This window comes from Streptomyces sp. NPDC037126 (assembly GCF_055605965.1).
Map to the genome: position 1 here is coordinate 471,995 of NZ_JBVJTD010000004.1, position 26,377 is coordinate 498,371.

Below are 26,377 nucleotides of genomic sequence, written 5' to 3' on the forward strand. Positions count from 1 at the left end.
CGCCGGACGGCACCGGCCTCGTGACAGCGGAAGGGGTCTACCGGCGGTCGCGCGCCGGTGCCGAGCCGAGCTTGGAACTCAGCACCGAGAGGAAGACCGGGAGCCTGTCCACCGTCGACTTGGGGACGGAGGTGACCTGGACCGTGTCCCGTACGACGTCCTGCACGACGAGCTTGTAGACGCCGTCCTCCTGGACGAGTTCGGCGGCGTAGAGCAGTGTTTCCACCAGGGGCCCTTCGGTTGGGTCGGGCGACGGATCAGGCGCCGTTGAGCCAGACGTTCCACGCCTTGGTGGCCTGCTCTTCGTCCGCGTCCTCGGCGAACAGGTGGTGGCCCACCCAGATCGGCCAGTTCCAGGTGCTGCCGTTGAAGAACCGGTACAGCGCGTCCGGGCCGCGCAGCCCGACGAAGTCGGCGCTGAGCCAGTCCACGACCACTTCCCGCGGGCCTCCGTCGGCACCCGGGAGGTCGAGCGAGAGCCGGTCTCCGACGGTCGTCCCGTCGGTGAGGCCGAGGCGCCGGCGCAGAGCGGCGAAGTCGGCGGGGTCGTCGGTGCGCTCGGCGCGGCCGGCCTTGACGTAGACGGCGGGGCGGCCGGCGAAGTGCCCAAGGTACTCGGCGAGCCCGTGCTGGTAGAAGTCGACGTGCTTCTCGGCCGCGTCCGCCTTGGTGTCCCAGTAGTCGTCGACGACTCCCGTGTGCACCCAGTGGATGCCCATCCGCAGGTGGCTGGTTCCGTCGCCGAGCGGCTCGATCCGGTAGGTGAGCGTGTTGGAGAACCCGTCGTCCAGGGCCACGCGCACGGCGAAGTGGTGCGGCGGTTCCCACGCCACGACGGTGCCGTCGGCTCGCGTGACCTTCCCCCCGACGCGCGGCTCGACCTCCATGGGATACAGCCAGCCGAGGTTGCCGGCGCCGGTGGCGACCGCGTCCCACACCTGCTCGGGCGTGGCGGTCAGGTCCTGCTCCCGGCGGACCTGGAACTCTCGGGCCATGGTCAGTTCTCCTTCGTCGTCGTTCATGCGTCAGTAGGTGAGCGGGAGGGCGTGCAGCCGCCGTTGCAACGGATTGGGCCGCCATTCGAGGGCCGTCCCTTCGGCGATCCGCAGGCCGGGGAGCCGGCGGACCAGCGTGCCGATGGCCGCCTCCGCCTGGAGCTTGGCCAGCGGACCGCCGAGGCAGAAGTGCGGGCCGTTGCCGAAGCTCAGGTGCCGGTTGCCGGGCCGGGACAGGTCGAGCCGGTCGGGGTCCTCGAAGCGCTCGGGATCACGGTTCGTCGCGGCGAGGAACAGGTACACCAACTCGCCCTCGCGCAGCGTCTGCCCGCCGATCCCGACGTCCTCGGCCACGACCCGGACGATCGCCTGGGTCGGCGTGTCGTAGCGGGCGAGTTCGTCGACGGCCGTGCGGATCAGCGCCGGGTCCTCGCGCAGCCGGGCCAGCTGGTCGGGGTGGCGCAGCAGGGCGAGCATGCTGTTTCCGACCAGGTGGGTGGTGGTCTCGTCGCCCGCGGTGATCAACACGAAGCAGGTGGACAGCAGTTCGGAGTCGGTGAGCCGGTCGTCCTGCGCCTGCGTCGCGACCAGCGCGCTGATGAGGTCGTCGCCCGGGTCGGCCCGGCGCCGGCGGACGAGCCCGGCGAGGTACTCCTCGTACTGCTCGATCGCGGCCTCGGACTTGTCGATGTCCTCGGAGAGCCGGCCGAGGCGGCGGAACCAGCTCTTGACCTGCGGCCGGTCCTCGGGCGGGATGCCGAACAGCTCGCAGACGACGGACAGCGGCAGCGGTGAGGCGACCGCCTCGATCAGGTCCATGGCCGGCGCCGCCGCGACCGCCTCGTCGACGAGCCGGTCGACGATCCGCTGGATGCCCTCGCGCAGGGCTTCGACCCGCCGGGCGGTGAAGGCCCGGTTGGCCAGTTTGCGCAGCCGGGCGTGGTCCGGCGGGTCGGTGTTGGTCATCACCCGGCCGAGCCGGTCGGTCAGCCTGCTGAAGGCCTTCAGGTCGCCGCCGAGCGCGCCGTAGGCCCGGGTCATCCGGTCCCGGTCGTTGGACAGCCGCAGGTCTCCCAGGGCCGCCTCGACGTCGGCGTACCGGGTGAGGTACCAGATGCCCTGGTCGCTGCGGTGGACCGGGCTCTCGCGCCGCATGCGGGCGTAGAACGGGTACGGGTCCCGGCGGGCCTCGGGCGTCCGCAGCGCCGCGGCGAGGTCGCCGGGCCGGACGAGGCCCGCGGTGCCGCGGGCCTCGTCCACTGTGTCGGTGGAGGTCACGTCGTCCGCGCTACCGCTGGGCGTCCATGGCGTCGACGAGGCTCTGGGGCCGCATGTCGGTCCAGGTCCGCTCGACGTACTCCAGGCACGCGGCGTGGGTGTCCGGGCCGTGGGCGACGGTCCAGCCGGCCGGGACGTCCGCGAACTGCGGCCACAGCGAGTGCTGGTTCTCCTGGTTGACGAGCACGAGGAAGGTGCCGTCCTCGTCCTCGAACGGGTTGGTCATGGGAATCAGTCCTCCTGGTTGCGGGTTGGGGTGTCACCGGTGGCCTCGGCGAGCCTGGCGGCCAGCACCGGTCCGATCTGGGCCAGCGAGCCGGCCTGGGTCATCCGGTCGTGCCGGGTGGTGATCTCGTGCGAGTCGATCCGGCCGGCGATGTACGGGCACCAGGTCCCGGGCCCGGCGTTGTCCTCGCCCCGGTCGATCGTGGAGTTGAACAGCAGCAGGTCTCCCTCGAACCTGCCGGGGACGAAGTCGACCGCCAGCTTCGCGTTGTTGATCATGATCTGGACGACGATCTCGATCTGCCGCCCCGTCAGGCCGGCCAGCGCGCTGCCCCGCTCCCGCAGGATCTCGGCGACCTCGGCGTAGGTCAGCGGCCGGTCGCCCAGGTCGTCCAGGTTGCAGTCGAGCACGCCGACGAGCACGTCCCGTTCGGTGGGCACGGGCACCTCCTCGAACGCCACGTCCTTCACCGGATAGGCGTCGAGGATCGCCAGCAGCGCGGTCCGCTCCCCGTGTGCCTGCAGCTCACAGGCGATCGCGTGGGCGATCAGCCCGCCGGCGGACCAGCCGAGCAGCAGGTACGGCCCCTCCGGCTGGATCTTGCGGATCTGGCCGGCGTAGTCGGCCGCCATCTCCTCGAAGGACGTCGGCCGGGGTTCGTCGGGGCTGCCGAGGCCGCGCGCCTGGATCGCGTAGACCGGGTAGTCGGAACCGATGTGGTTCAGCAGTCCGCTGTAGGACCAGCTGATTCCGCCGCCGGGGTGGATGCAGAACAGCGGCGTCCGGTCACCGGTCGTGCGCAGCGGCAGCAGCACGTCCAACGCGTCGTCGGGATCGTTCATGACCAGGCGCTCCGTGAGCCCGGCCACGGTCGGCGCCTCGAACAGCGTGCGCAGGCCCACCTCGACGCCGAGGGTCTCGCGGACGCGGGACACCAGGCGGGCGGCGAGCAGCGAGTGCCCGCCCAGGTCGAAGAAGCTGTCGTCGATGTGCACCTGTTCGCGGCCGAGGACCTGCGCGAAGAGGTCGCACAGCAGCTGCTCCTGCGGCGTCCGGGGTCCGCGCCCGGCGCCCGGCGCACCGTAGTCGGGCGCCGGCAGGGCTGCCCGGTCCAGCTTGCCGTTGGCGGTCAACGGCAGCACGTCCAGGGCGACGAACGCCGACGGCACCATGTACTCGGGCAGTTCACGGCGCAGCCGCTCGGACAGCTCGCCCGTCTCGGGCGCCCCCTCGGGAGCGGGCACCAGGTAGGCGACGAGCCGCTTGTCGTCGGGCTGGTCCTCGCGCACGACGACGGCCGCCTGGGCCACGCCCGGGCAACTCGCGAGGACCGCCTCGACCTCGCCGGGCTCGATCCTGAAACCGCGCAGCTTCACCTGGTGGTCGGCCCGCCCGGCGAACTCCAGCGTGCCGTCGGCCAGCCACCACGCCAGGTCGCCCGTGCGGTACATCCGGCTCCCGGGCGGCCCGTACGGGTCGGCGGTGAACCGCTGCACCGTCAGACCGGGCCGGCCGACATAGCCCCGGGCCACGCCCAGCCCCGCGAGGTACAGCTCGCCGACCACGCCGGGCGGGACCGGCCGCAGCCCCGCGTCGAGCACGTAGGCGCGCATGTTCGCCATCGGCCCGCCGATCGGCACGGTCGCCGCGTGCTCGGAGAGGTCGTGCACCGGATGGCAGGTGGCCAGGGTCGTGGCCTCGGTGGGCCCGTAGCCGTTGACCACCTTGATGCCTGGGCAGACCGCCAGCACCCGGGCGACGGCGGCGGGGGAGACCACGTCACCGCCGGTCCAGACCTCGCGGACCCCCGCGAGCAGGCTCGGCCGCTCCTCCGCGACCAGGCGGAACAGACCGGCCGTCAGCCACAGCCCGGTCACCTGGTGCTCGCTGACCGCCTGGTGCAGCAGGTCCAGATCGAGCCGCCCGGGCGGTGCGACCACGATCCGGCCGCCGCCGAGCAGCGGCACCCAGTGCTCGTACGTCGAGAGGTCGAACGCGGTGGGGGAGTGCAGCAGCACCCGCTCGTGTCCGCCGTCGCGCCAGCAGGGGGTCAGGGCGTGCGCCACCACGTCACGGTGGGTGACGGCCACGCCCTTGGGCCGCCCGGTCGAGCCGGAGGTGTACATCACGTACGCCAACTGCTGTGGATCACAACGGACTTCGGGATCGGAGGCGTCGGGCTCGGCCTGGAGCAGGGCGGTCAGCACGTCCTCGGTGAGGACCAGCGAGGCCCCCGCCTCCTGGAGGATCAGGTCGATGCGGGACTGCGGGAACCGCGAGTCGAGGGGCACGTAGGCGCCGCCGGCCTTGATGATCGCCAGGATCCCCACGACCAGATCCGCCGAGCGCTCCAGCAGCACCGCGACCGACGTCTCGGGCACCACGCCCTGGCGAATCAGCGCCCGCGCCAGACGGTTGGCCCGCTCGTCGAGTTCCCGGTAGGTCAGCTCGGTGCCACCCGCCACGACGGCCACCGCGTCAGGCGTGGCCCGCGCCTGACGGGCGAACAGCTCCGGCAGGCCGGCGTCGGGCAGTTCGACGTCGGTGTCGTTGAACTCGGACAGCAACCGGTGGCGTTCCTCGCCGGACATGACGTCGATCCCGCTGATCGGCCGGTCGGGGTCGGCGACCACCGCGCGCAGCAACCGTGTCCAGCGGTCGAACAGCAGCTCCACGGTGGCCGGGTCGAACAGGTCGGTGGCGTACTCCACCGCACCGGCCATGCCGTCGTGGCTGCCGTCCGGCCGGTACTGCTCGGCCAGACTGAACGTCAGGTCGACCCGCGCGGTGCCGGTCGGCGCCTCCAGGTGCCCGGTCGACAGCCCCGGCAGCGTGAACTCGTCCAACGGCGCGTTCTGCAGCGCCAACATGATCTGGAACAGCGGGTGGTGCGACAGCGACCGGGCCGGGTTGACCACCTCGACCAGGTACTCGAACGGCACGTCCTGGTGGTCGTACGCGGACAGCGCCTTCTGCCGCACCCGGCCCAGCAGTTCGGCGAAGCCGGGGTCGCCGCTCGTGTCGGTGCGCAGCACCAGGGTGTTGACCATGAAACCGACGAGGTCGTCCAGGGCCTGGTCGGTGCGCCCGGCGATGGGGCTGCCGATCGGGATGTCGGTACCGGCGCCGAGCCGGGTGAGCAGGGCGGCGAGACCGGCCTGGAGCACCATGAACATGCTGGCGCCGCGCGCGGTCGCCAGGTCCCGCAGTGCCTGGTGCAGTTCGGGGTCGAGCCGGACGGCGAGCCGGCCGCCGCGCTGGGAGGCCACGGCCGGCCGGGGCCGGTCCGTGGGCAGTTGCAGCCGCTGCGGCAGCTCGGCCAGCTCCCCGCTCCAGTAGGCGAGTTGCCGGGCGAACAGGCTGTCCGGGTCGGCTGCGTCGCCGAGCAGGTCGCGCTGCCACCGGGTGTAGTCGGCGTACTGCACCGGCAGCGGGGACCACCGCGGCTCCTCGCCCCGGCAGCGGGACGCGTAGGCCGTCGCCAGGTCGCGGGAGAGCGGGCCCATCGACCAGCCGTCGGCCGCGATGTGGTGCACGACGAGCAGCAGCACATGCCGGTCGGGGGCGAGCGCGTACAGCTCCGCGCGGATCGGCGGATCGGCGGCCAGGTCGAAGCCGCGCTGCGCTCCCTCCGCCAGCCGGCCGGCCAGCCGTACGTCGTCGAGCTCGACGACCGGCAGTTCGGGGCGGGCCGCCTCCTCGCCCAGCACGAGCTGGTACGGCACGCCCTCCGCCTCGCGCAGGACCGTCCGCAGGCTCTCGTGCCGGGCGACCACGTCGGCGAGCGCGTCATGCAGCGCCGTCCGGTCCAGGTCGCCGTCCAGGCGCAGCGCGAGCGGCATGTTGTAGGTGGCGCTCGGTCCGTCCAGGCGGTGCAGGAACCACAGGCGCTGCTGGGCGAAGGACAACGGAAGCCGCTCGGGCCGCGGACCTGCGGTGAGCGCGGGCCGCTGCGTGACCGATCCGTCGAGGCGGGCCGCCAGGTCGGCCACGGTCGGGTACTCGAAGAGGGTACGGACCTCCAGCTCCGCGCCGAAGGTCGCCCGGACCCGGGAGGCCAGGCGGGTCGCCAGCAGGGAATGCCCACCGAGGTCGAAGAAGCTGTCCTCGACGCCGACCCTGGGCAGCCCGAGCACGTCGGCGAACAGGTCCGCGAGCAGTTGCTCCTGCGGGGTGCGCGGCGCCCGCCCGGTCACGGCCGTCCCCAGGTCGGGGGCGGGCAGCGCACGCCGGTCGACCTTGCCGCCGGCGGTCAGCGGCAGTGCGTCCAGGACGACGACGGCCGACGGCACGAGGTACTCGGGCAGCCGCTCGCGCAGCCAGTCGCGGAGCGCGCCGACGAGCGCGCCCGTGGCGCGGCTTCCGGTCGGACGGTTGGTCAGCGAGGACAGCGCGGTGCCGGACGGCCGCGACGGCCGGCAGGCCTCGACGCGGACGTCTCCCGGTGCGCCGCCGATGACGACGTCCAGGGCGTCGGGCGCGCCGGCCGACCAGGTGACGTCCACCCGGCGGCCGAGTTCGTCGCCGAGCTCACGGAAGTCCTCCGGGTCGGGCAGGTCGCCGCCCCCCGGGCCGTGCAGCAGGTCCAGGAGTTCGGCGAGCGTGCCGTCCCCGTTCTGCACCGCCCGCGCCAGGGCGGCCTCGCGGGCGACCCGCCGGTTGGGCACCCCGGTGATGCGCACCGGGGCGGCGTCCGGCCGGGCCAACAGCTCGCGCACCTCCGTGAGACCGGCGACCTCCCGGCCCCACACCAGCTCCCGCGGCGCGGCCGGTGCCGTGGGGGCGACAGACCGCTCGTACAGCGTGACGTCGTAGCGGTAACGCGTCAGCTCGTTGTGGTGCCGGCCGCCCTTGACCTCCACGGCCACGGCCCCGACGGTGCCGCGGTCGCGCAGGACGGTGAAGAAGTCCGGGTCGACCAGGAGCTCCTTCTCCACCAGAAGGGCCTGCTCCACGGCACGGCGCACCGACGGCAGGTCGGCGCCGTCGCCGGCCCGGTGCAGCTGGACGGCCGTGGCCAGCGGACGCAGCAGCCGCAGGTTGCGGACGTCGCCGACGAAGAGCGCGCCGCCGGGGGCGAGCAGCCGCATCAGCCGGTCGATCACGTCCGCGAGGTAGTCGGCGGACGGGAAGTACTGCACCACCGAGTTGAGCACGATGGTGTCGAACCGCCCGGCCGGCAGCCCGTCGGTGTCGTGCGCGGGGCGGGTCTGCAGCACCACGCGCTCGGCCAGCCGCTCCTCCCGCGCCACCTGGGCGGCCAGCGCGTCGATCGCGGTGGCGGAGAAGTCGGTCGCCCAGTAGGCCTCGCAGCGCGGTGCGATCTGCGAGAGGAGCAGACCGGTGCCGACGCCGACCTCCAGCACCCGGCGCGGGCGCAGGGCCAGGATGCGCGCCACCGTGGCGTCCCGCCACTCCCGCATCTGCTCGACCGGGATAGGGCTCGCGTCGTAACTGCTGTTCCAGCCGACGAAGTTCTGACCGAAGGCCGCTTCCTCCGGGACGATGGGCAGGGCATCGTAGATGTCCCGCCACTCGCCCACATGGTCCGCTTCGAGGCCGCTGTCCCGGTCCGCCTCCTGGCGCGGGACCACGTAGCCGACGAGCCGGTCGTCCTTCGCGAGGGCGGCGGTCTGGGCGACGGCGGGGTGTTCGGCCAGGGCGGCCTCGATCTCGCCGAGTTCGATGCGGAAGCCGCGTACCTTGACCTGCTGGTCGGTGCGGCCGATGTACTCCAGTTCACCGTCGTTGCGTCGGCGTACCAGGTCGCCGGTGCGGTACATGCGCTCGCCGTGTGCGCCGAACGGGCAGGCGACGAACCGTCCGGCGGTCAGGCCCGGCCGGTTCAGGTACCCGCGTGCCAGGCCCGGGCCCGCGACGTAGAGCTCACCGGCCACGCCCGGCGGCACCAGCCGCAGCCGCTCGTCCAGCACGTACACCCGGGCGTTGGTGATCGGCCGGCCGATCGGCGGCACGCCGGACCCGGGCGACAGCGGGTCGCTCATCGTCGCGCACACCGTCGTCTCGGTCGGACCGTACGCGTTGATCATCCGACGGCCCGGGGCCCAGCGTTCCACCAGCTCCGCCGGGCATGCCTCGCCCGCCACCACCAGTGTCGACACGGTCAGCGCGTCCTGCGGCAGAGTGGCCAGGACGGACGGGGGCACGGTCACGTGGGTGACCGCGAGATCCCGGTCGGTCAGCGCGGCGACGGGCTCGGCCCCAGGGGGCAGCACCAGGGCGGCGCCGCGCAGCAGAGCGGTGTAGATCTCCGACACCGACGCGTCGAAGCTGGGCGAGGCGAACTGGAGCACCCGGCTGTCGGGTTCGATCGCGAACCGCTCGATCTGACCGGCGACCAGACTCGCCACGCCCCCGTGGCCGACCACGACGCCCTTGGGGCGGCCGGTCGAGCCCGAGGTGTAGATCACGTAGGCCGGGTTGCGGACGTCGAGGGTGATCTCCGGGTCGGTGTCCGGGCGGTCTTCCGCGTTGACGGTTGCGGGGTCGTCGATCACCACGGTGGGGCGGGCGTCGTCGAGCATGAACGCGATCCGCGATTTGGGGTACGAGGGATCCACCGGCAGGTACGCGGCTCCGGCCTTGAGGACGCCCAGGACGGCCACGACGGACTCCAGTGACCGTGGCAGGGCCACCGCCACGATCTGCTCCGGGCCCACGCCACGGGTGATCAGCGCATGCGCGAACCGGTTGGCCCGCGCGTTGAGTTGGCCGTAGGTCAGCTCGACGTCGCCGCAGACCAGCGCAAGGGCGTCCGGTGTCGCCGCCACCTGCGCCGCGAACGCCTCCGGCACCGGTACGGCGCCCACCCCGTGGTCGGTCGCGTTCCCGCGCTCCAGCAGGTGGTGCCGCTCGTCGGGGTCGAGGAGGTCGATCCCTCCGATTGGCTGCTCGGGGTCGGAGGTGACCGCCTCCAGCAGGAGCGTCCAACGCCGGGCGAGGGCGGCGACGGTGTCCCGGTCGAACAGGTCGGTGGCGTACTCCACCACGCCCCCGATCCCGGCCGGGCTGCCGTCCGGACCGAACCGTTCGGCGAGGTTCACGCCGAGATCGAACTTCGCCGTTCCGGTGGCCACCGCGTAGGTGGCAACCTCGAGACCGGGCAGCGAGAAGCGGCCCATCGGCGCGTTCTGCACGGCCAGGATGGTCTGGAACAGGGGGTGGTGGGAGAGGGAGCGGGACGGGTTGAGTACCTCCACGAGGTGCTCGAAGGGCACGTCCTGGTGTGCGAACGCCGACAGGGCCGTCTCCCTTACCCGGCCGAGGAGTTCGGCGAAGGAGGGGTCGCCGCTGGTGTCGGTGCGCAGTACCAGCGTGTTCACGAAGAAGCCGACCAAGTCGTCCAGCGCCTCGTCCGTGCGCCCCGCGATCGGGCTGCCGATCGGGATGTCCGTACCCGCGCCCAGCCGCGTGTACAGCGCGGCCAACGCGGCCTGGAGCACCATGAACAGACTGGTGCCGGTGCGGTGCGCCAACTCCACCAAGGCCGCGTGAAGTCCGGGACTCAACTCCAGCCCGACCTGATCTCCGTGCCAGCGTGCCACGGCCGGCCGGGACCGGTCGGTGGGCAGCTGGAGCAGTTCCGGCAGCTCCGACAACTGCCGTGACCAGTAGCCGAGTTGTTCCGCGAAACGACTCTCCGGGTCGGCCGCGTCGCCGAGCAGGTCGCGCTGCCACAGGGTGTAGTCGGCGTACTGCACCGGCAGGTCCGGCCAGTTCGGCGTGCGACCCTCGCACCGGGCGGCGTACGCCTCGGCCAGGTCGCGGGCCAGCGGACCCGTGGACCAGCCGTCACCGGCGATGTGGTGCACCACCAGCAGCAGCACGCGTTCCCGCGGCCCCACCTCGAACAGCTCCGCCCGCAGCGGCGGTTCCGTCGCCAGGTCGAAGGGCAGCCGGGCGAACTCGGCTAGCCTGCCGAGAAGTTCGGCCTCCGACACCTCGGTCGACTTCATTCCGGACCGGGCCGCACCCGGGTCCAGGACGCGCTGGCACGGCACGCCGTCGACCTCCGGGAACACCGTCCGCAGGCTCTCGTGCCGGGCCACCACGTCGGACAGCGCCTCCTCCAGCGCCGCCGCGTCGAGCGTCCCGGTCAGCCGGAGCGCCAGCGGGATGTGGTACGTCGCGGCGGTGCCGTCCATGCGGTGCAGGAACCAGAGCCGGCGCTGGGCGAAGGAGAGCGGCACCGCTTCCGGACGCACGTGCGCCGTCAGCGCCGGGCGCGCGCGGCCGGCCTCGGCAAGCGCCTCGGTCAGCCCCGCCACGGTGGGCGCCTGGAAGAGCGCGCGCAACTCCACCTCCACGCCGAGCACCGAGCGGATCCGGGCGACCAGCCGGGTGGCGAGCAGGGAGTGCCCGCCGAGGTCGAAGAAGTCGTCGTCGACCCCGACCCGCGGCGCGCCCAGTACCTCGGCGAACAGTTCACACAGGATCTGCTCCCGCGGCGTACGAGGCGCACGGCCCGTCCCCGCGGTCACCGACTCGGGCGCGGGCAGCGCCGCCCGGTCCAGCTTCCCGTTCGGCGTCAGCGGCAGCGCATCCAGCAGGACGAACGCCGACGGCACCAGGTAGTCGGGCAGGCGGTCACGCAGATACGCCGTCAGTTCCGCAGGGCGTACGGCCGCGTCGGGACGCGCCGCGACATAGCCGACGAGCCGGTCGTCCTTCGCGAGGGCGGCGGTCTGGGCGACGGCGGGGTGTTCGGCCAGGGCGGCCTCGATCTCGCCGAGTTCGATGCGGAAGCCGCGTACCTTGACCTGCTGGTCGGTGCGGCCGATGTACTCCAGTTCACCGTCGTTGCGTCGGCGTACCAGGTCGCCGGTGCGGTACATGCGCTCGCCGTGTGTGCCGAACCGGCAGGCGACGAACCGTCCGGCGGTCAGGCCCGGCCGGTTCAGGTACCCGCGCGCCAGGCCCGGGCCCGCGACGTAGAGCTCACCGGCCACGCCCGGCGGCACGATGCGGAGGCGATCGTCCAGCACGTACACCCGGAAACCGGCGACCGGCCGGCCGATCGGCGGCACGCCGGACCCGGGCGACAGCGGGTCGCTCATCGTCGCGCACACCGTCGTCTCGGTCGGACCGTACGCGTTGATCATCCTGCGTCCGGGCGCCCACCGGGCCACCAGTTCCGGCGCGCACGCCTCACCCGCCACCACCAGGGTCGCGGCCGTGACGTCGGCGCTGTCGAGCGCCGTCAGGGCCGAGGGCGGCAGCGTCACATGGGTGACGTCGAGCCTGCGGTCCGTCAGGGCCTCCAGAGGAGCCTCGGACGGCGCCAGGACGAGGGCCGCGCCGGTGAGCAGGGCGCTGCACAGGTCCCAGAACGACGCGTCGAAGCTGGGCGAGGCGAACTGGAGCACCCGGCTGCCCGCCGTCACGCCGAGCCGTTCGACCTGCGCCGACACCAGGCCCGAAACGCCGGTGTGGCTCACCATGACGCCCTTGGGGCGGCCGGTCGAGCCCGAGGTGTAGATCACGTAGGCCGGGTTGCGGACGTCGGGCGTGATCTCCGGGTCGGTGTCCGGGCGGTCTTCCGCGTTGACGGTTGCGGGGTCGTCGATCACCACGGTGGGGCGGGCGTCGTCGAGCATGAACGCGATCCGCGATTTGGGGTACGAGGGATCCACCGGCAGGTACGCGGCTCCGGCCTTGAGGACGCCCAGGACGGCCACGACGGACTCCAGTGACCGTGGCAGGGCCACCGCCACGATCTGCTCCGGGCCCACGCCACGGGTGATCAGCGCATGCGCGAACCGGTTGGCCCGCGCGTTGAGTTGGCCGTAGGTCAGCTCGACGTCGCCGCAGACCAGCGCGAGGGCGTCCGGCGTCGCCGCCACCTGCGCCGCGAACGCCTCCGGCAGGCTCACGGCGGCAGCCGCGCTCCCGGCGGCGGGCAGCAGTTCGCGGCGCTCCTCGCCGGACAGCAGGTCGACCTCGCCGATCGGCCGGTCCGGAGCGGCCGTGACCGCGGCCAGCAGCCTGGTCCACCGGGCGAACAGGGTCTCCACCGTCGAGCGGTCGAACAGGTCGGCGCTGTACTCGATCGCACCACTCAGCCCGGCCGGCGCGCCGTCGGGTCCGTGCCGCTCCGCCAGGCCGAAGGTCAGGTCGAGCCGGGAGGTCCCGGTGGCCACGGCCATCCCGGTGGCCTTCAGACCGGGCAGCTCGAAGTCGCCGCCCGGCGCGTTCTGCACGGTCAGTCCGGTTTGGAACAGGGGGTGGTGGGAGAGGGAGCGGGACGGGTTGAGTACCTCCACGAGGTGCTCGAAGGGCACGTCCTGGTGTGCGAACGCCGACAGGGCCGTCTCCCGTACCCGGCCGAGGAGTTCGGCGAAGGAGGGGTCGCCGCTGGTGTCGGTGCGCAGTACCAGCGTGTTCACGAAGAAGCCGACCAGGTCGTCCAGTGCCTCGTCCGTGCGCCCCGCGATCGGGCTGCCGATCGGGATGTCCGTGCCCGCGCCCAGCCGCGTGTACAGCGCGGCCAACGCGGCCTGGAGCACCATGAACAGACTGGTGCCGGTGCTACGCGCCAAACCCACCAAAGAGGAGTGGAGTTCGGCGTCGATCCGCACGTCGAGCAGGTCACCGCGGTACGACATGGCGGCCGGGCGCGGCCGGTCGACCGGCAGTCGCAGCTGGTCGGGCAGCCCGGCCAGCGTCTCCGTCCAGTGGGCGACCTGGCGCGCGAACACACTGTCCGCGTCGTCCTCGTCGCCGAGGATCTCCTGCTGCCACAGGGTGTAGTCGCCGTACGTCACCGGCAGCGGGGGCCATTCGGGCGCGCCACCGCCCCGCCGGGAGGCGTAGGCCTCGGCGAGGTCGCGGGCGAGCGGGCCCATGGACCAGCCGTCACCGGCGATATGGTGCATCACCAGCAGCAGCACGTGCTCCCGCGACCCCACCTCGAACAGCTCCGCCCGCAGGGGCGGTTCCGACGTCAGGTCGAACGCCCGCACCGCCGCCTCGCGCAGCAGCGCCGGGACCTCCGCCTCGTCGACCGCGCGCACCGCCAGCGGGACCGCGGCCTCGGCGGCGTCCAGCACCCGCTGGTGCGGAACGCCGGCGGTGTGCGGGAAGACCGTCCGCAGGGTCTCGTGCCGGGCCACCACGTCGGTGAGCGCGGCAGTCAGCGCGGCCCGGTCGAGTGCGCCGGACAGCCGCAGGGCGAACGGCATGTGGTAGGTGGCGCTCGGGGTTCCGAACTGCTGGAGGAACCAGAGCCGGCGCTGCGCGAACGACAGTGGCATGGGATCGCGGCGGGGGCGGGGGGCCAGGGCCTGCCGGGCGGTGCCGGCTTCGCCCAGCCCGGCCGCGAGCCCGGCGGGCGTAGGCGTGCGGAACAGGCTGCGCAGTTCCACCTCGACGCCGAGGACCGCCCGGACCCGCGAGACCAGCCGGGTGGCGAGCAGGGAGTGGCCGCCCAGGCCGAAGAAGTCGTCGTCGACCCCCGCCTGGGGCAGGCCGAGCACCTCGGCGAACAACTCGCACAGGATCTGCTCCTGCGGTGTGCGCGGCGCGCGACCGCTTCCGGCGGTGTCCGGCTCGGGCGCGGGCAGCGCCGCACGGTCCAGCTTCCCGTTCGCCGTCAGCGGCAGCGAGTCCAGCAGCACGAACGCCGACGGCACCATGTAGTCCGGCAGGCGGTCGCCCAGGTAGGCCGCCAGCGCCGCGGCCGTCTCACCGGTCGTGGCGGTGGGCACCACGTACGCGACGATCCGGGTCTCGCCGGGCCGGTCCGTCCGGGCGAGCACCGCCACCTGGGCGACACCCGGGTGTGCGGCCAACTCGGCCTCGATCTCGCCCGGTTCGATCCGGAACCCGCGGACCTTCACCTGGTGGTCCGTGCGGCCCGCGAACTCCAACTGGCCGTCGGCGCGCCAGCGGACCAGGTCACCGGTGCGGTACATCCGGGCGCCGTCCGGACCGTAGGGGTTGGCGACGAACCGCGTGGCGGTGAGCCCTGGCCGGTTCAGGTAGCCGCGGGCGAGCCCCGCCCCGGCGAGGTACAGCTCGCCCGTCACACCGGGGGCGACCGGACGCAGGGCCGAATCCAGCACGTACACCTGACAGTTGGCGATCGGACGGCCGATCGGCACGGGCAGGGGGCAGTCGGCGGGGTCGGCCGGCAACGGATAGGCGGTGATCACGTGGGTCTCGGCCGGGCCGTAGTGGTTGTGCAGCTCCCGGCCGGGCCGCCGGGCCTGGAAGCGGCGTACGGCCCCGCCCAGCCGCATCGCCTCGCCGGCCTGTGCGATCAGCCGCAGCTCCGGCAGTTCGAGGCCGGCCTCCTCGGCGGCCTCGGCCAGCGCCTCGACCACCAGATTGGGCGCGAACAGCTCCTCGACCCCGTGCCGGTCCAGCCAGCGGGCGAACAGCTCGGCGCTGCGACGCTGCTCCTCGGTCGGCACCACGAGCGTCTTGCCGTACAGCAGCGCGGAGAGCATCTCCTGCACCGAGACGTCGAAGCTGATCGCGGTGAACTGCGCGGTGCGCGTGCCGGGTTCGCCGCCGACGGCCCCGTGGTGCCACGCCAGCAGGTTCAGCAGTCCGCCTGCGGGCATCACCACGGCCTTGGGCCTACCGGTGGAGCCCGAGGTGTAGATGACGTAGGCCGGGTGCCGGCCGTCCACGGTGACGCACGGGTCGTGCTCCGGCCGGTCCTCGGCCGGTGTGACGGCCGCGAGGTCGTCGAGCACCACGGCCGGTCGCGCGTCCTCCAACATGTACGCGATGCGCGCGGCCGGATAGTCCGGGTCGACCGGCAGGTACGCCGCACCCGTCTTGAGGACCGCGAGGACGGCGACCACCAACTCGGTGGAGCGCGGCAGCCGCAGGGCGACGACCTGCTCCGGCCCCACCCCGCGCGCGATCAGCGCGTGCGCGAGGCGGTTGGCCCTGCGGTTCAGCTCGCGGTAGGTCAGTGCGGTGTCCTCGAAGACCACCGCGGGGGCCTCCGGGGTGGCCCGGACCTGGGCCTCGAACAGGGACGGCAGGCTCGCGTCCGGAGCCGGGCACGCGGTGTCGTTGCGCACGACCAGCAGCTCGTGCCGCTCCTCGGCGGCGAGGACGTCGATCCCGCTCAGCGGCCGGTCCGGCTCGGCGACCACCGACGCCAGCAGGCGCAGCCACCGGGCGACCAGCGCCTCCACCGTCCCGCGGTCGAACAGGTCGGTGCTGTACTCGACCCGTCCGACGATGCCCTCGGCCGGCCCGCCGCGCTCCAGCAGGTGGATGGAGAGGTCGAACATCGCCGTGGGCGTCCGCACCAGGACGATCTCGGTGCTCAGACCGGGCAGGGTGAACTCGGTGCGGGGCACGTTCTGCAGCGCGAGCAGCACCTGGAACAGCGGCTGGCGGGCCGGCGACCGGGCCGGGTTGAGGGCTTCCACGAGGTGCTCGAACGGCAGGTCCTGGTGCGCGTACGCGGCCAGCGCGGTCTCCCGGACCCGGCCCAGCAGTTCGGCGAAGGTCGGGTCGCCGGAGGTGTCGGTCCGCAGCACCAGAGTGTTGACGAAGAACCCGACGAGGTCGTCCAGGGCCTGGTCGGTCCGGCCGGCGATCAGGCCGCCGACGGGGATGTCCGTCCCCGCGCCGAGCTTGTCGAGCAGTGCCGCCAGCGCGGCCTGCAGCACCATGTAGGCGCTGGCCCCGTGCTCCCGGCCCAGGCGGACGAGTCCGGCGTGCAGCTCGGCGTCCAGCTCGACAGGGAGGTGGCCGCCGGAGTAGGACGGGACGGAGGGGCGGTGGCGGTCGGCGGGGAGCCGGATCTGCTCCGGAAGACCCGCCAACGTGCGGGTCCAGTGAGCCGCCTGACGGGCGAACAGGCTGTCCTGGTCGGCCGGGTCGCCGAGCAGTTCGTCCTGCCACAGGGCGTAGTCGGCGTACTGCACGGGCAGCGGCGCCCACTGCGGTTCCTCGCCCCGGCAGCGCGCCGCGTACGCGGTGGCCAGGTCGCCCGACAGGGGTCCCAGCGACCAGCCGTCACCGGCGATGTGGTGGACCACCACCAGCAGCACGTGCTCGTCCGGTGCCGCCTCGAACAGTTCGGCGCGCACCGGTGGTTCGGTGGCGAGATCGAACCCGCGCGCCGCGGCCGTCACCAGCAGCTCCGGCAGCTCCGTCTCGGCGGCCGGGGTGACCGGCAGCTTCGGCCGGACCGCGCCCGGGGCCAGCACCTTCTGGAACGGCACTCCGTCCGCCGACGGGAAGACCGTGCGCAGGCTCTCGTGCCGGTCGACGACGTCGGCGAGCGCCTTTTCCAGGGCCGCCCGGTCAAGTGCCCCGGAGAGCCGCCACGCCAGCGGCATGTTGTAGACGGCTCCGGCGCCCTCCAGCTGGTGCAGGAACCACAGCCGCCGCTGCGCCGAGGACAGCGGCACCGGCTCGGGCCGCTCCGCCCGCCCCAGGGCGAGCCTGGCCCGGTCGGCGCCGCCCAGCGCGGCGGCCAGCCCGGCCACCGTCGGCATCCGGAACAGGGTGTGCAGCGCCAGCTCGACGCCCAGGGTCGCCCGGACCCGGGCCACCAGCCGGGTGGCCAGCAGGGAGTGGCCGCCCAGGTCGAAGAAGCTGTCGTCGGCACCCACCCGAGTCAGGCCCAGAACCTCGGCGAACAGCTCGGCCAGCACCTGTTCCTGCGGGGTGTGCGGGGCCCTGCCGGTCCCGGAGCAGGTGAACTCGGGCTCGGGCAGCGCGCGCCGGTCGAGCTTGCCGTTCGTGGTCAACGGCAGGGCGTCGAGGGTGACGAACGCGGCCGGCACCATGTACTCGGGTAGCCACTCGCCGAGATGGGCGCGCAGTTCCTCAGGCCGCGGCTCGGCGCCGTCGGCAGGCACCAGGTAGGCGACCAGACGGGTGTCCTCCGCGTGGTCCTTCCGGGCGATCACCGCGACCTGACCGACCTGCGGGTGATCGGCCAACGCCGTCTCGATCTCGCCGAGTTCGATCCGGAAGCCGCGCACCTTCACCTGGTCGTCGGCACGGCCGAGGTATTCCAACTGGCCGTCGGCGCGCCGGCGCACCAGGTCCCCGGTGCGGTACATGCGCTCACCTGCCGCGCCGAGCGGGCAGGCGACGAACCGCCCGGCGGTGAGCCCCGGCCGGTTCAGGTAGCCGCGCGCCACACCCGGGCCGGCGAGGTACAGCTCCCCGGTCACGCCCGGCGGCACCAGGTCAAGCCGCCGGTCCAGCACGTACGCCCGGAGACCGGCGACGGCACGGCCGATCGGCGTGACACCGGACCCGGGCCACAGCGGCTCGCTGATCGTCGCGACCACCGTCGTCTCCGTCGGACCGTACGCGTTGATCATCCGGCGCCCCGGCGCCCAGCGCGCCACCAGCTCCGGCGGGCACGCCTCACCCGCGACCGTCAGCGTCGGCACGGTCACCGCGTCCGGCGACAGCGCCGCGAGGACGGAGGGCGGCGCCGTCGCGTGCGTGAGCCTCAGGCCCGGGTCGGTCAGCGCGGCGACCGGCTCGGTCGCGGGGGCCGGCACCAGGGCGGCACCCGTGAGCAGGGCGCCGAGGATGTCCCACAGCGAGACGTCGAAGCTCGGCGAGGAGAACTGGAGCACCCGGCTGCCGGCGCCGACGACGAGCCGCTCGGCCTGCGCCGCCGCCATGGCCCGCACGCCCGCGTGGCTCACCACCACACCCTTGGGCCGGCCCGTCGAACCCGACGTGTAGATCACGTACGCCGCCTGCCGGGCGTCCACGGCCACGAGCGGCTCGGTCTCCGGCCACTCCGACACCTCGGCCACCGTCGCCGGGTCGTCGACCACCACGCTCGGCCGCGCGTCCTCCAGCATGAACGCGACCCGCGACCGCGGGTACACCGGATCCACCGGCAGATAGGCGGCTCCCGTCTTCAGGACGCCCAGGACGGCGACCACGAACTCCACCGACCGCGGCAGCGCCAACGCCACGACCTGCTCGGCGGCCACCCCGCGAGCGATCAGCGCATGCGCGAACCGGTTCGACCACGCATCGACCTGGCGGTACGTCAGTTCCACATCACCGGCGGACAGGGCGACGGTCTCCGGGGTGGCCGCCACCTGAGCCGCGAAGGCCTCCAGGACGCTCTCGGTGACGGTCCCGTCCTCGACGGCGGGCAGCAGCTCGCGGCGCTCCTCGGCGGACAGCAGATCGACCTGGCCGAGCGGGCGCCGCGGGTCCGCGACGGCCGCCCTCAGCAGCCGTACCCAGCGCGCGACCATCGTCTCGACCGTGGCCGGATCGTACAGATCGCTCGCGAACTGGACGTACGCGTCGATCCCGTCGGGGGAGCCGTCGCCGCCGTGCCGCTCCGACAGCGAGAAGACCAGGTCGAACTTGGACGTGGCCGTGGGCAGTTCCACCTCGCCGACGCGCAGCCCCGGCGGGGCGAAGTCGGCCCGGGGCGCGTTCTGCAGCACCAGCATGACCTGGAACAGCGGGTGATGAGCCAGCGACCGCACCGGGTTGAGGGCTTCGACCAGATACTCGAACGGCAGGTCCTGGTTGGCGTACCCGGCCAGCGCGGTGTCCCGCACCCGGCCCAGCAGCTCGGCGAACGTCGGGTCGCCGGAGGTGTCCGCACGGAACACCAGGGTGTTGACGAAGTAGCCGACCAGCTCGTCGAGCGCCTGGTCGGTCCGGCCGGCGATCGGGCTGCCGATCGGGATGTCGTCGCCCGCGCCGAGCTTGCTCAGCAATGCCGCCAGCCCGGCCTGGAGCACCATGAACAGACTGGTCCCGTGCGTGCGGGCGAGTTCACGCAGACCGCGGTGCAGTTCCGCGTCCAGCCCGGCGTGCACGCAGCCGCCCCGGTTCGAGGCGACCGCGGGGCGGGGCCGGTCGACGGGCAGCTGGATCTGCTCCGGCAGGCCGGCCAACTGCCGCTTCCAGTAGGCCGCCTGGCGGGCGAACAGGCTCTCCTGGTCGCCGGCGTCGCCGAGCAACTGGTGCTGCCACAGGGTGTAGTCGGCGTACTGGACGGGCAGCTCCGCCCATCGCGGCTCCTCGCCGCGACAGCGTGCCGCGTAGGCGGCGGTCAGGTCCTGTGCGAGCGGGCCGAGGGACCAGCCGTCACCCGCGATGTGGTGGAGCACCAACTGGAGCACGTGCTCGTCCGGCGCCAGCTCGAACAGCTCGACGCGCAGCGGCAGATCGACCGCCAGGTCGAACGGCCGGGTCCGCGCGGTCGCCAGCACACCCGGCAGCCCGGCCTCGGTGGTCCGGCTCACGGCCGTCCTTGGGCGGGCCGCCGCGACGTCGAGGACCCGCTGGTACGGCACGCCGTCCACCGCCGGGAAGACGGTGCGCAGCGTCTCGTGCCGGGCCACCGTGTCCGCCAGGGCGGCCTCCAGGGCCTGCCGGTCCAGGGGGCCGGACAGCCGCCACGCCAGGGAGATGTGGTAGTTCGCCCCCGCGCCTTCCCACTGGTGTAGGAACCAGAGCCGCCGCTGCGCGAACGACAGCGGGAGTCGGTCCGTCCGCGGGTGGGGCGCCAGCGCCAGTTGCGCTTGGCGGGCACCTGTCAGGGCGAAGGCCACGCCGGCCGGGGTCGGCGTCTCGAACAGGGTGCGGAGCTCCAGCTCCACCCCCAGGGTCGCGCGGACCCGGGCGGCCAGGCGGGTCGCCAGCAGCGAGTGGCCGCCCAGGTCGAAGAAGCTGTCCTCGACACCGGCCTCGGCGACGCCCAGGACCTCCGCGAACAACTCGCACAGGATCTGCTCCTGCGGGGTGCGCGGCGCGCGGCCGGTGTTCGCCGCAGCGAGGTCGGGGGCGGGCAGGGCACGCCGGTCCAGTTTGCCGTTGGTCGTCAGCGGCAGACTCTCCAGGGCGACGAAGGCGGCCGGCACCATGTACTCCGGCAGCCGCTCCCGCAGGTGCTCGCGCAGTTCGGCGGGGCGCGCGTCGGCACCCGGTGCGGGCACCAGGTAGGCGACCAGCCGGGTGTCGTCGGCCCGGTCCTGCCGCGCCACTACGGCGACCTGGGCGACAGCGGGGTGCGCGGCGAGCGCCGCCTCGATCTCGCCGAGTTCGATCCGGAAGCCGCGGACCTTCACCTGGTCGTCGGCCCGGCCCACGAACCGCAGGCTGCCATCGGGGTTCCGGCGTACGACGTCGCCGCTGCGGTACATGCGCGCACCGGCAGGACCGAACGGGTCGGCCACGAAGCGCCCGGCGGTCAGTCCGGGCCGGTTCAGATAACCGCGCGCCAGCCCGGCGCCCGCCACGTACAGCTCGCCGGGTACACCCGGCGGTACCGGCCGCAGGTGGTCGTCCAGCACGTACGTGCGCAGGTCGGGCAGGGCCGCGCCGATCCGGCCGGCGACGGTGGCGCACCGGTCGAGAGCCGCGTGGGTGACGTGCACGGTGGTCTCGGTGATGCCGTACATGTTGACGAGGCGCGGCGCGTCGTCCGGGTGCCGTTCGTACCAGCTCGCCAGCCGGGCGTGCTCCAGCGCCTCGCCGCCGAACACCACCGTGCGCAGGGCGAGCGAACGGCCGGTCTCCGGTGCCTCCTCGTCCGCCCGCATCAACTGGTAGAAGGCGGACGGCGTCTGGTTGAGCACCGTCACCCGCTCGCGAGCGAGAAGCTCCAGGAACCTGTGGGGCGAACGGCTGGTCTCGTGGTCCACGACCACCAGCCGGCCGCCGTACAGCAGCGGCCCCCACAGCTCCCACACCGAGAAGTCGAAGGCGTACGAGTGGAAGAGGGTCCAGACGTCCTCGGCGGAGAAGTCGAACAGCTTCTGGGCGGTGTCGAACAGCCGCACCACGTTCCCGTGCGGGACCACGACGCCCTTGGGCTCGCCCGTGGATCCGGAGGTGTAGATGACGTAGGCCGGTTGGCGCGGATCGAGGGGGACCGCCGGATCGGTGTCCGGCAGTCCGCCCAGGTCGGCGGTGTCCAGCAGAAGCCGGTCCACCGGGTCCGCACCAGGCAGTTCGCCGATCGCGCTCGTCGTCACGAGCAGCGACGGCCGGGCGTCCTGGAGCAGGTGGGCGATCCGGGCGGCGGGATACCGCGGGTCCACCGGCACGTAGGCGGCGCCCGCCTTGAGGACCGCGAGGACAGCCACCACCAGCTCGGCCGAGCGCGGCAGGGCGAGCGCCACCAGCCGCTCCGCCCCCACGCCCCGGGCGATCAGGGCGTGCGCGAGCCGGTTGGCCCGGGCGTTCAATTCCTCGTACGTCAGAGTGACTTCACTGCTCACCACCGCGACCGCCGCCGGGTTCGCCCGCACCTGCCGCTCGAAGAGGGCCGTGATGCCACTCCGCGGCAACTCCACGGTCAGGCCGTCACTGTCCGGCACAAGCGCGCGGAGTTCGTCGGGGGACAGCAGGTCCACCTGGCCGATCCGCCGGCCGGGGTCGGCCACCACGGTGCGGAGCAGCCGCAGCCAGCGTGCGACGACCCCCTCCACGGTGGCCGCGTCGAACAGATCGGTGCTGTACTCCACCAGGCCCGACAGCCCGCCTGCGCCCGGCTCTTCGGTCAGCATGAAGGTCAGGTCGCACTTGGCCGTCCCGGTGTGGACCAGCTCGGTCGCCACGCGCAGCCGCGGCAGGTCGAACGTGCCGAGCGGTGCGTTCTGCAACGCGAGCATGGTCTGGAACAGCGGGTGGTGCGCCAGTGACCGGGCCGGGTTCAGCGCCTCCACGAGGTGCTCGAACGGCACGTCCTGATGCGCGTACGCGGCCAGCGCGTCGGCGCGCACCCGGCCCAGCAGCTCCGTGAACGAGGGGTCGCCGGAGAGATCGGTGCGCAGCACCAGGGTGTTGACGAAGAAGCCGACCAGGTCGTCCACGGCCTCGTCGGTCCGTCCGGCGATCGGCGTGCCGATCGGGACGTCGGTGCCCGCGCCGAGCTTGCCCAGCAGGGCGGCGAGCCCGGCCTGGAGCACCATGAACAGGCTGGCCCCGCCGTCACGGGCGAGCGCGCGCAGGCCCCGGTGCAGCTCGGCGTCGATCCGCACCGGCAGGAGGGCGCCCCGGTGGGACGTGACCGCCGGCCTGGGCCGGTCGAACGGCAGCTCGACCTGCTCGGGAAGATCCGCCAGCCGCTGCCTCCAGTGGGCCAGTTGGCCGCTCAGCAGACTGTCCGGGTCGCCGCCGTCACCGAGCAGTTCCCGCTGCCAGAGGGCGTAGTCGGCGTACTGGACCGGCAGCGGCGACCACTCCGGCTTCGCCCCCTCGCAACGGGCCGCGTAGGCGGCCGTCAGGTCCCTCGACAGCGGCCCCATGGACCAGCCGTCGCCGGCGATGTGATGCACCACCAGCAGCAGCACGTGCTCGCCGGCCCCCAGCTGGAACAACTCGGCGTGCAGGGGCGGCTCCTCGGAGAGCTCGAAGCCGTGCCGTGCCGCCTCTGCCAGCCGGTCCGGCAGGTCGCCCTCGCCGGCTTCGGTCAACCGCAGCCGCGGCCGCGCCGCGTCGAGGTCCAGCACCCGCTGGCACGGCACGCCGTCGACCACGGGGAAGACGGTGCGCAGGCTCTCGTGCCGCTCCACCACGTCCGCCAAGGCGCCTTCGAGGGCCCGCTGGTCCAGGTCTCCGGACAGCCGCAGCGCCAGCGGGATGTTGTACGTGGCGCTCGGGCCCTCCATACGGTGCAGGAACCACAACCGGCGCTGCGCGAAGGACAGTGGAACCGCCTCGGGTCGCTCACGCCGCCCCAGCGCCGGGCGCGCCCGGCCCGCGACGTCCACCGCCGCCGCGAGGCCCGCCACCGTCGGCGCGTCGAACAGGTCGGCGAGGCTCAGCTCCACGCCCAGCACCGACCGTGCGCGGGCGATCAGCCGGGTGGCCAGCAGCGAATGCCCGCCGAGGTCGAAGAAGCTGTCGTCCGGCCCGGCCTCGGGCACCCCCAGCACCTCGGTGAACAGCCCGGCGAGCAGGTGCTCGGTCGCGGTGCGCGGAGTACGCCCCGGGGCGACCGCCGCCTGCTCGGGCGCCGGAAGGGCCTGCCGGTCCAGCTTCCGGTTCGGCGTCAGCGGCAGCGCGTCCAGCGTCACGAACGCCGACGGCACCATGTACTCCGGCAGTTGCTCGCGCAGGTGATCGCGCAGCGCGGGCACGGACACGGTGGCACCGGATTCCGGCACGACGTACGCGACCAGCCGGGTGTCCTCCTCGGTACGCACCAGAACGGCGGCCTGCGCGACCTGCGGGTGCTCGACGAGCACGGCCTCGATCTCGCCGAGTTCGATCCGGAACCCCCGGACCTTGACCTGGTCGTCGGTACGGCCGAGGAACTCCATGTTCCCGTCCCGGCCCCACCGCACCAGGTCGCCGGTGCGGTACATGCGCGAGCCGGCGGGACCGAACGGATCGGCCACGAACCGCCCGGCCGTCAGCCCCGGCCGGTTCAGGTAGCCCCGCGCCAGACCCGCGCCGGAGATGTACAGCTCGCCCGCCACACCCCTCGGCATCGGCCGCAACGCGCCGTCCAGCACGTGCAGCCGGGTGTTGCCGACCGGCCGGCCGATCACCGGACGCCGGCTCGACTCCAGTGGCGCGACGACCGAGTTCACCGTGCACTCGGACGGACCGTAGAAGTTCTGGCAGGACACCCCGTCGGCCGAGCGCAGCCGTTCCCACAGCTGCTCCGGGACGGCCTCCCCGCCCGCCGCGACCATCGCCGGACGCCACTGCGGATCGTCCAGCAGCCCCTGTGCGACCAGAACGCGGAGGTACGACGGGGTGGCCTCGACGTAGTCGAGACGGCAGCGCCGGGCGTACTCGACGAAGGCGTCCGGGTCGGCCCAGGTCGCGTGGTCCAGGACGTGCAGCTCGTGTCCCGCGAACAGGCTGAGCAACTGGGTCCAGCACGCGTCGAAGGAGACCGACGTGGTCAGGGCCACCCTCAGCCGCCGCCGTTCCACGAGCAGGGGCGGGAACAGGGTGCCCTGCTGGTCGGCGAACAGGTTGAGCAGGCCGCGGTGGGTGGGCATCACCCCCTTGGGCCGCCCGGTGGAACCGGAGGTGTAGATGACGTACGCCGGATGGTCCGGATCGACGGCCACCTCCGGGTCCACCGCGGGGCGACCCGTCACCGTCGCGGCCGTCTCCGCCTCGTCGACCACCAGCAGCTCGGCGGAACCGGTCTCGGGCAGCCGCTCCCGGGTGGCGGTGTCGGTCACCACCAGGACCGGACGCGCGTCGTCGAGCATGTACCCGATCCGGGCGGCGGGGTACTCCGGGTCGACCGGGACGTAGGCGGCACCGGCCTTGAGCACCGCGAGGATCGCGACGACCAGCTCCGCCGAACGCGGCAGGGCCACCGCGACCAGCCGCTCCGGCCCCACCCCACGGGAGATCAGGGCATGCGCCAGCCGGTTCGCCCGTGCGTCCAGCTCCGCGTACGTCAGTGACGCGTCCGGCCCCACCACCGCGACCGCGTCGGGCGTCGCCCGCACCTGCGCCCGGAACACCTCCGGGAGGCTCTCGGCGCGGGCCGGGGCCTCCGGCCCGGTGCCCAGCGCCAGCAGTTCGCGCTCGTCGTCCGCGGAGAGCAGGCCGACACGGCCGAGCGGCTCCTGCGGGGCGCAGCCCGCGAGGGTGTCCACCAGTGCGATCAACCGGCTCTGGTGGAGGGCGAGTTCGTCCTCGCTCCAGGTCTGGGGGGCGCCCTTGAGTTCGACCCGGAGTTCGTTGTCCCCCCGCCTGCCCCTGACCCAGAGAGCCAGCCCGGTGGTGGGTTCCGGGATCAGGTAGCGCAGCGTGGCGGGGTGCCCGGCGAAGCTCGACGCGGAGTCGAACACCATGATGTTGACGACGAGCGGGAACGCCACCCCGGGGGGACCGGGGACGCCGAGGTCACGGAACACGTCCTCACCGCGGTAGCGCTGGTGCGCCAGGACGGCGTCGAGCTCCGCCGCCACCTCCGTGACGAGGTCGTGCCACCGCATCCCGGGGTGCACCCGCACGCGCAGGGGCACCACGTTCGACACCGCGCCGGGCGCGGCCATCAGGGCGCGCTCGGTTCCCTGGCGCCCGGTGACGGGAAGGCCGATCAGCACGTCCCGGTCCCCGGTGAGCCGGTGCGCGTAGAGGGCCGCCGCCGCGATCAGCGGACGGGACCAGCGGACGTCGGTCCGCGCCGCCGCGTGCAGCGCGTCCACACGGAGCACCTCCGGTTCCACCGCGGAACGCGGGCCGCTCCCGCTCCGCGGCGCCAGGCCGGTGAGCTGGGTCGGCTCCGGCCGGCCGGCGAGCCGCTCCGTCCAGAAGGCACGGTCGGAGGCGAACTGCTCCGAGGCGCGGTAGTCGAGGTCGCTGCGCACCAGGTCGTCCAGCGAGCGGAACGGCGACGCCGGGACCGCACCGCCCGCGGTCAGCGCCGTGTAGACGCGCGCGATGCGCCGCCGGACCAGGGAGAAGCTGAACCCGTCCATGACCAGGTGGTGGTAGTTCTGGTACAGGATGTGGTGCGCCGGCGCGAGGCTGATCAGCGCGAAGCTGAACAGCGGGTCACGCGCCAGGTCCAGCGGACGCATCCGGTCCCGGGCCATCCACGCCAGGGCCGCCGCCCGTGGGTCGGGCTCCGCGCTCAGGTCGACCAGATGGGGTTCCCAGCCCCACGTCCCGCGGACGACCTGCCGCGGATCCTGCCCGTCGTCGACGAACCTCACGTGCAGCGCGTCGATCTCGTCGACCACCCGGCGCAGCGCGGTCGCGAGGTGCTCCGCGTCGACCGGGCCGTGGATCTCCAGGTAGTCGCCGATGCGGTAGATGTCGAGCGCCGTCCGCGCGCGCTGCTCGGCGAGCCAGATCTCACGCTGGGCCGCCGTCAGGGGAAGGGCGTCGCCGTCGCGACGGGACATGGGGGTACCTCCAGAAGTGTGGGCGGCGTGGTCGCCGGGCA

General features: G+C 73.3%; 5 protein-coding genes. All 5 read right to left on the reverse strand.

All coding sequences use genetic code 11. The annotated features are described in order from the left end of the window. Window positions 1–37 precede the first annotated feature (37 nt). From ACZ7FF_RS13725 to ACZ7FF_RS13745, 5 genes are read right to left on the reverse strand one after another with little or no spacing between them, the layout of a single operon-like run. The gene (locus ACZ7FF_RS13725) at window positions 38–226 is read right to left on the reverse strand and encodes a hypothetical protein (RefSeq protein WP_470812142.1); all 189 of its coding nucleotides are present in this window, start codon (window positions 224–226) and stop codon (window positions 38–40) included. Window positions 227–257: 31 nt separating this feature from the next. Continuing rightward, on the reverse strand, window positions 258–1,022 hold the full coding sequence (locus tag ACZ7FF_RS13730; protein ID WP_470812143.1) for an SRPBCC family protein: 765 nt from the start codon (window positions 1,020–1,022) through the stop codon (window positions 258–260). 3 nt (window positions 1,023–1,025) lie between these two features. Then, window positions 1,026–2,273: a cytochrome P450 gene (locus ACZ7FF_RS13735; protein ID WP_470812145.1), complete on the reverse strand. Its 1,248-nt coding sequence runs from the start codon at window positions 2,271–2,273 to the stop codon at window positions 1,026–1,028. 10 nt (window positions 2,274–2,283) lie between these two features. Further along, window positions 2,284–2,499, reverse strand: coding sequence for an MbtH family protein (locus tag ACZ7FF_RS13740; RefSeq protein WP_470812147.1), 216 nt, complete (start codon window positions 2,497–2,499; stop codon window positions 2,284–2,286). A gap of 5 nt (window positions 2,500–2,504) precedes the next feature. Continuing rightward, complete coding sequence (locus ACZ7FF_RS13745) at window positions 2,505–26,336, reverse strand: non-ribosomal peptide synthase/polyketide synthase (protein WP_470812149.1); 23,832 nt, start codon at window positions 26,334–26,336, stop codon at window positions 2,505–2,507. Between the last annotated feature and the right edge of the window lie 41 nt (window positions 26,337–26,377).

Excerpts from the sequence above, each read along its gene's own strand:
- ACZ7FF_RS13730 (WP_470812143.1), bottom strand. The coding sequence starts at position 1,022 with ATGAACGACGACGAAGGAGAACTGACCATGGCCCGAGAGTTCCAGGTC.
- ACZ7FF_RS13740 (WP_470812147.1), bottom strand. The coding sequence starts at position 2,499 with ATGACCAACCCGTTCGAGGACGAGGACGGCACCTTCCTCGTGCTCGTC.
- ACZ7FF_RS13745 (WP_470812149.1), bottom strand. The coding sequence starts at position 26,336 with ATGTCCCGTCGCGACGGCGACGCCCTTCCCCTGACGGCGGCCCAGCGT.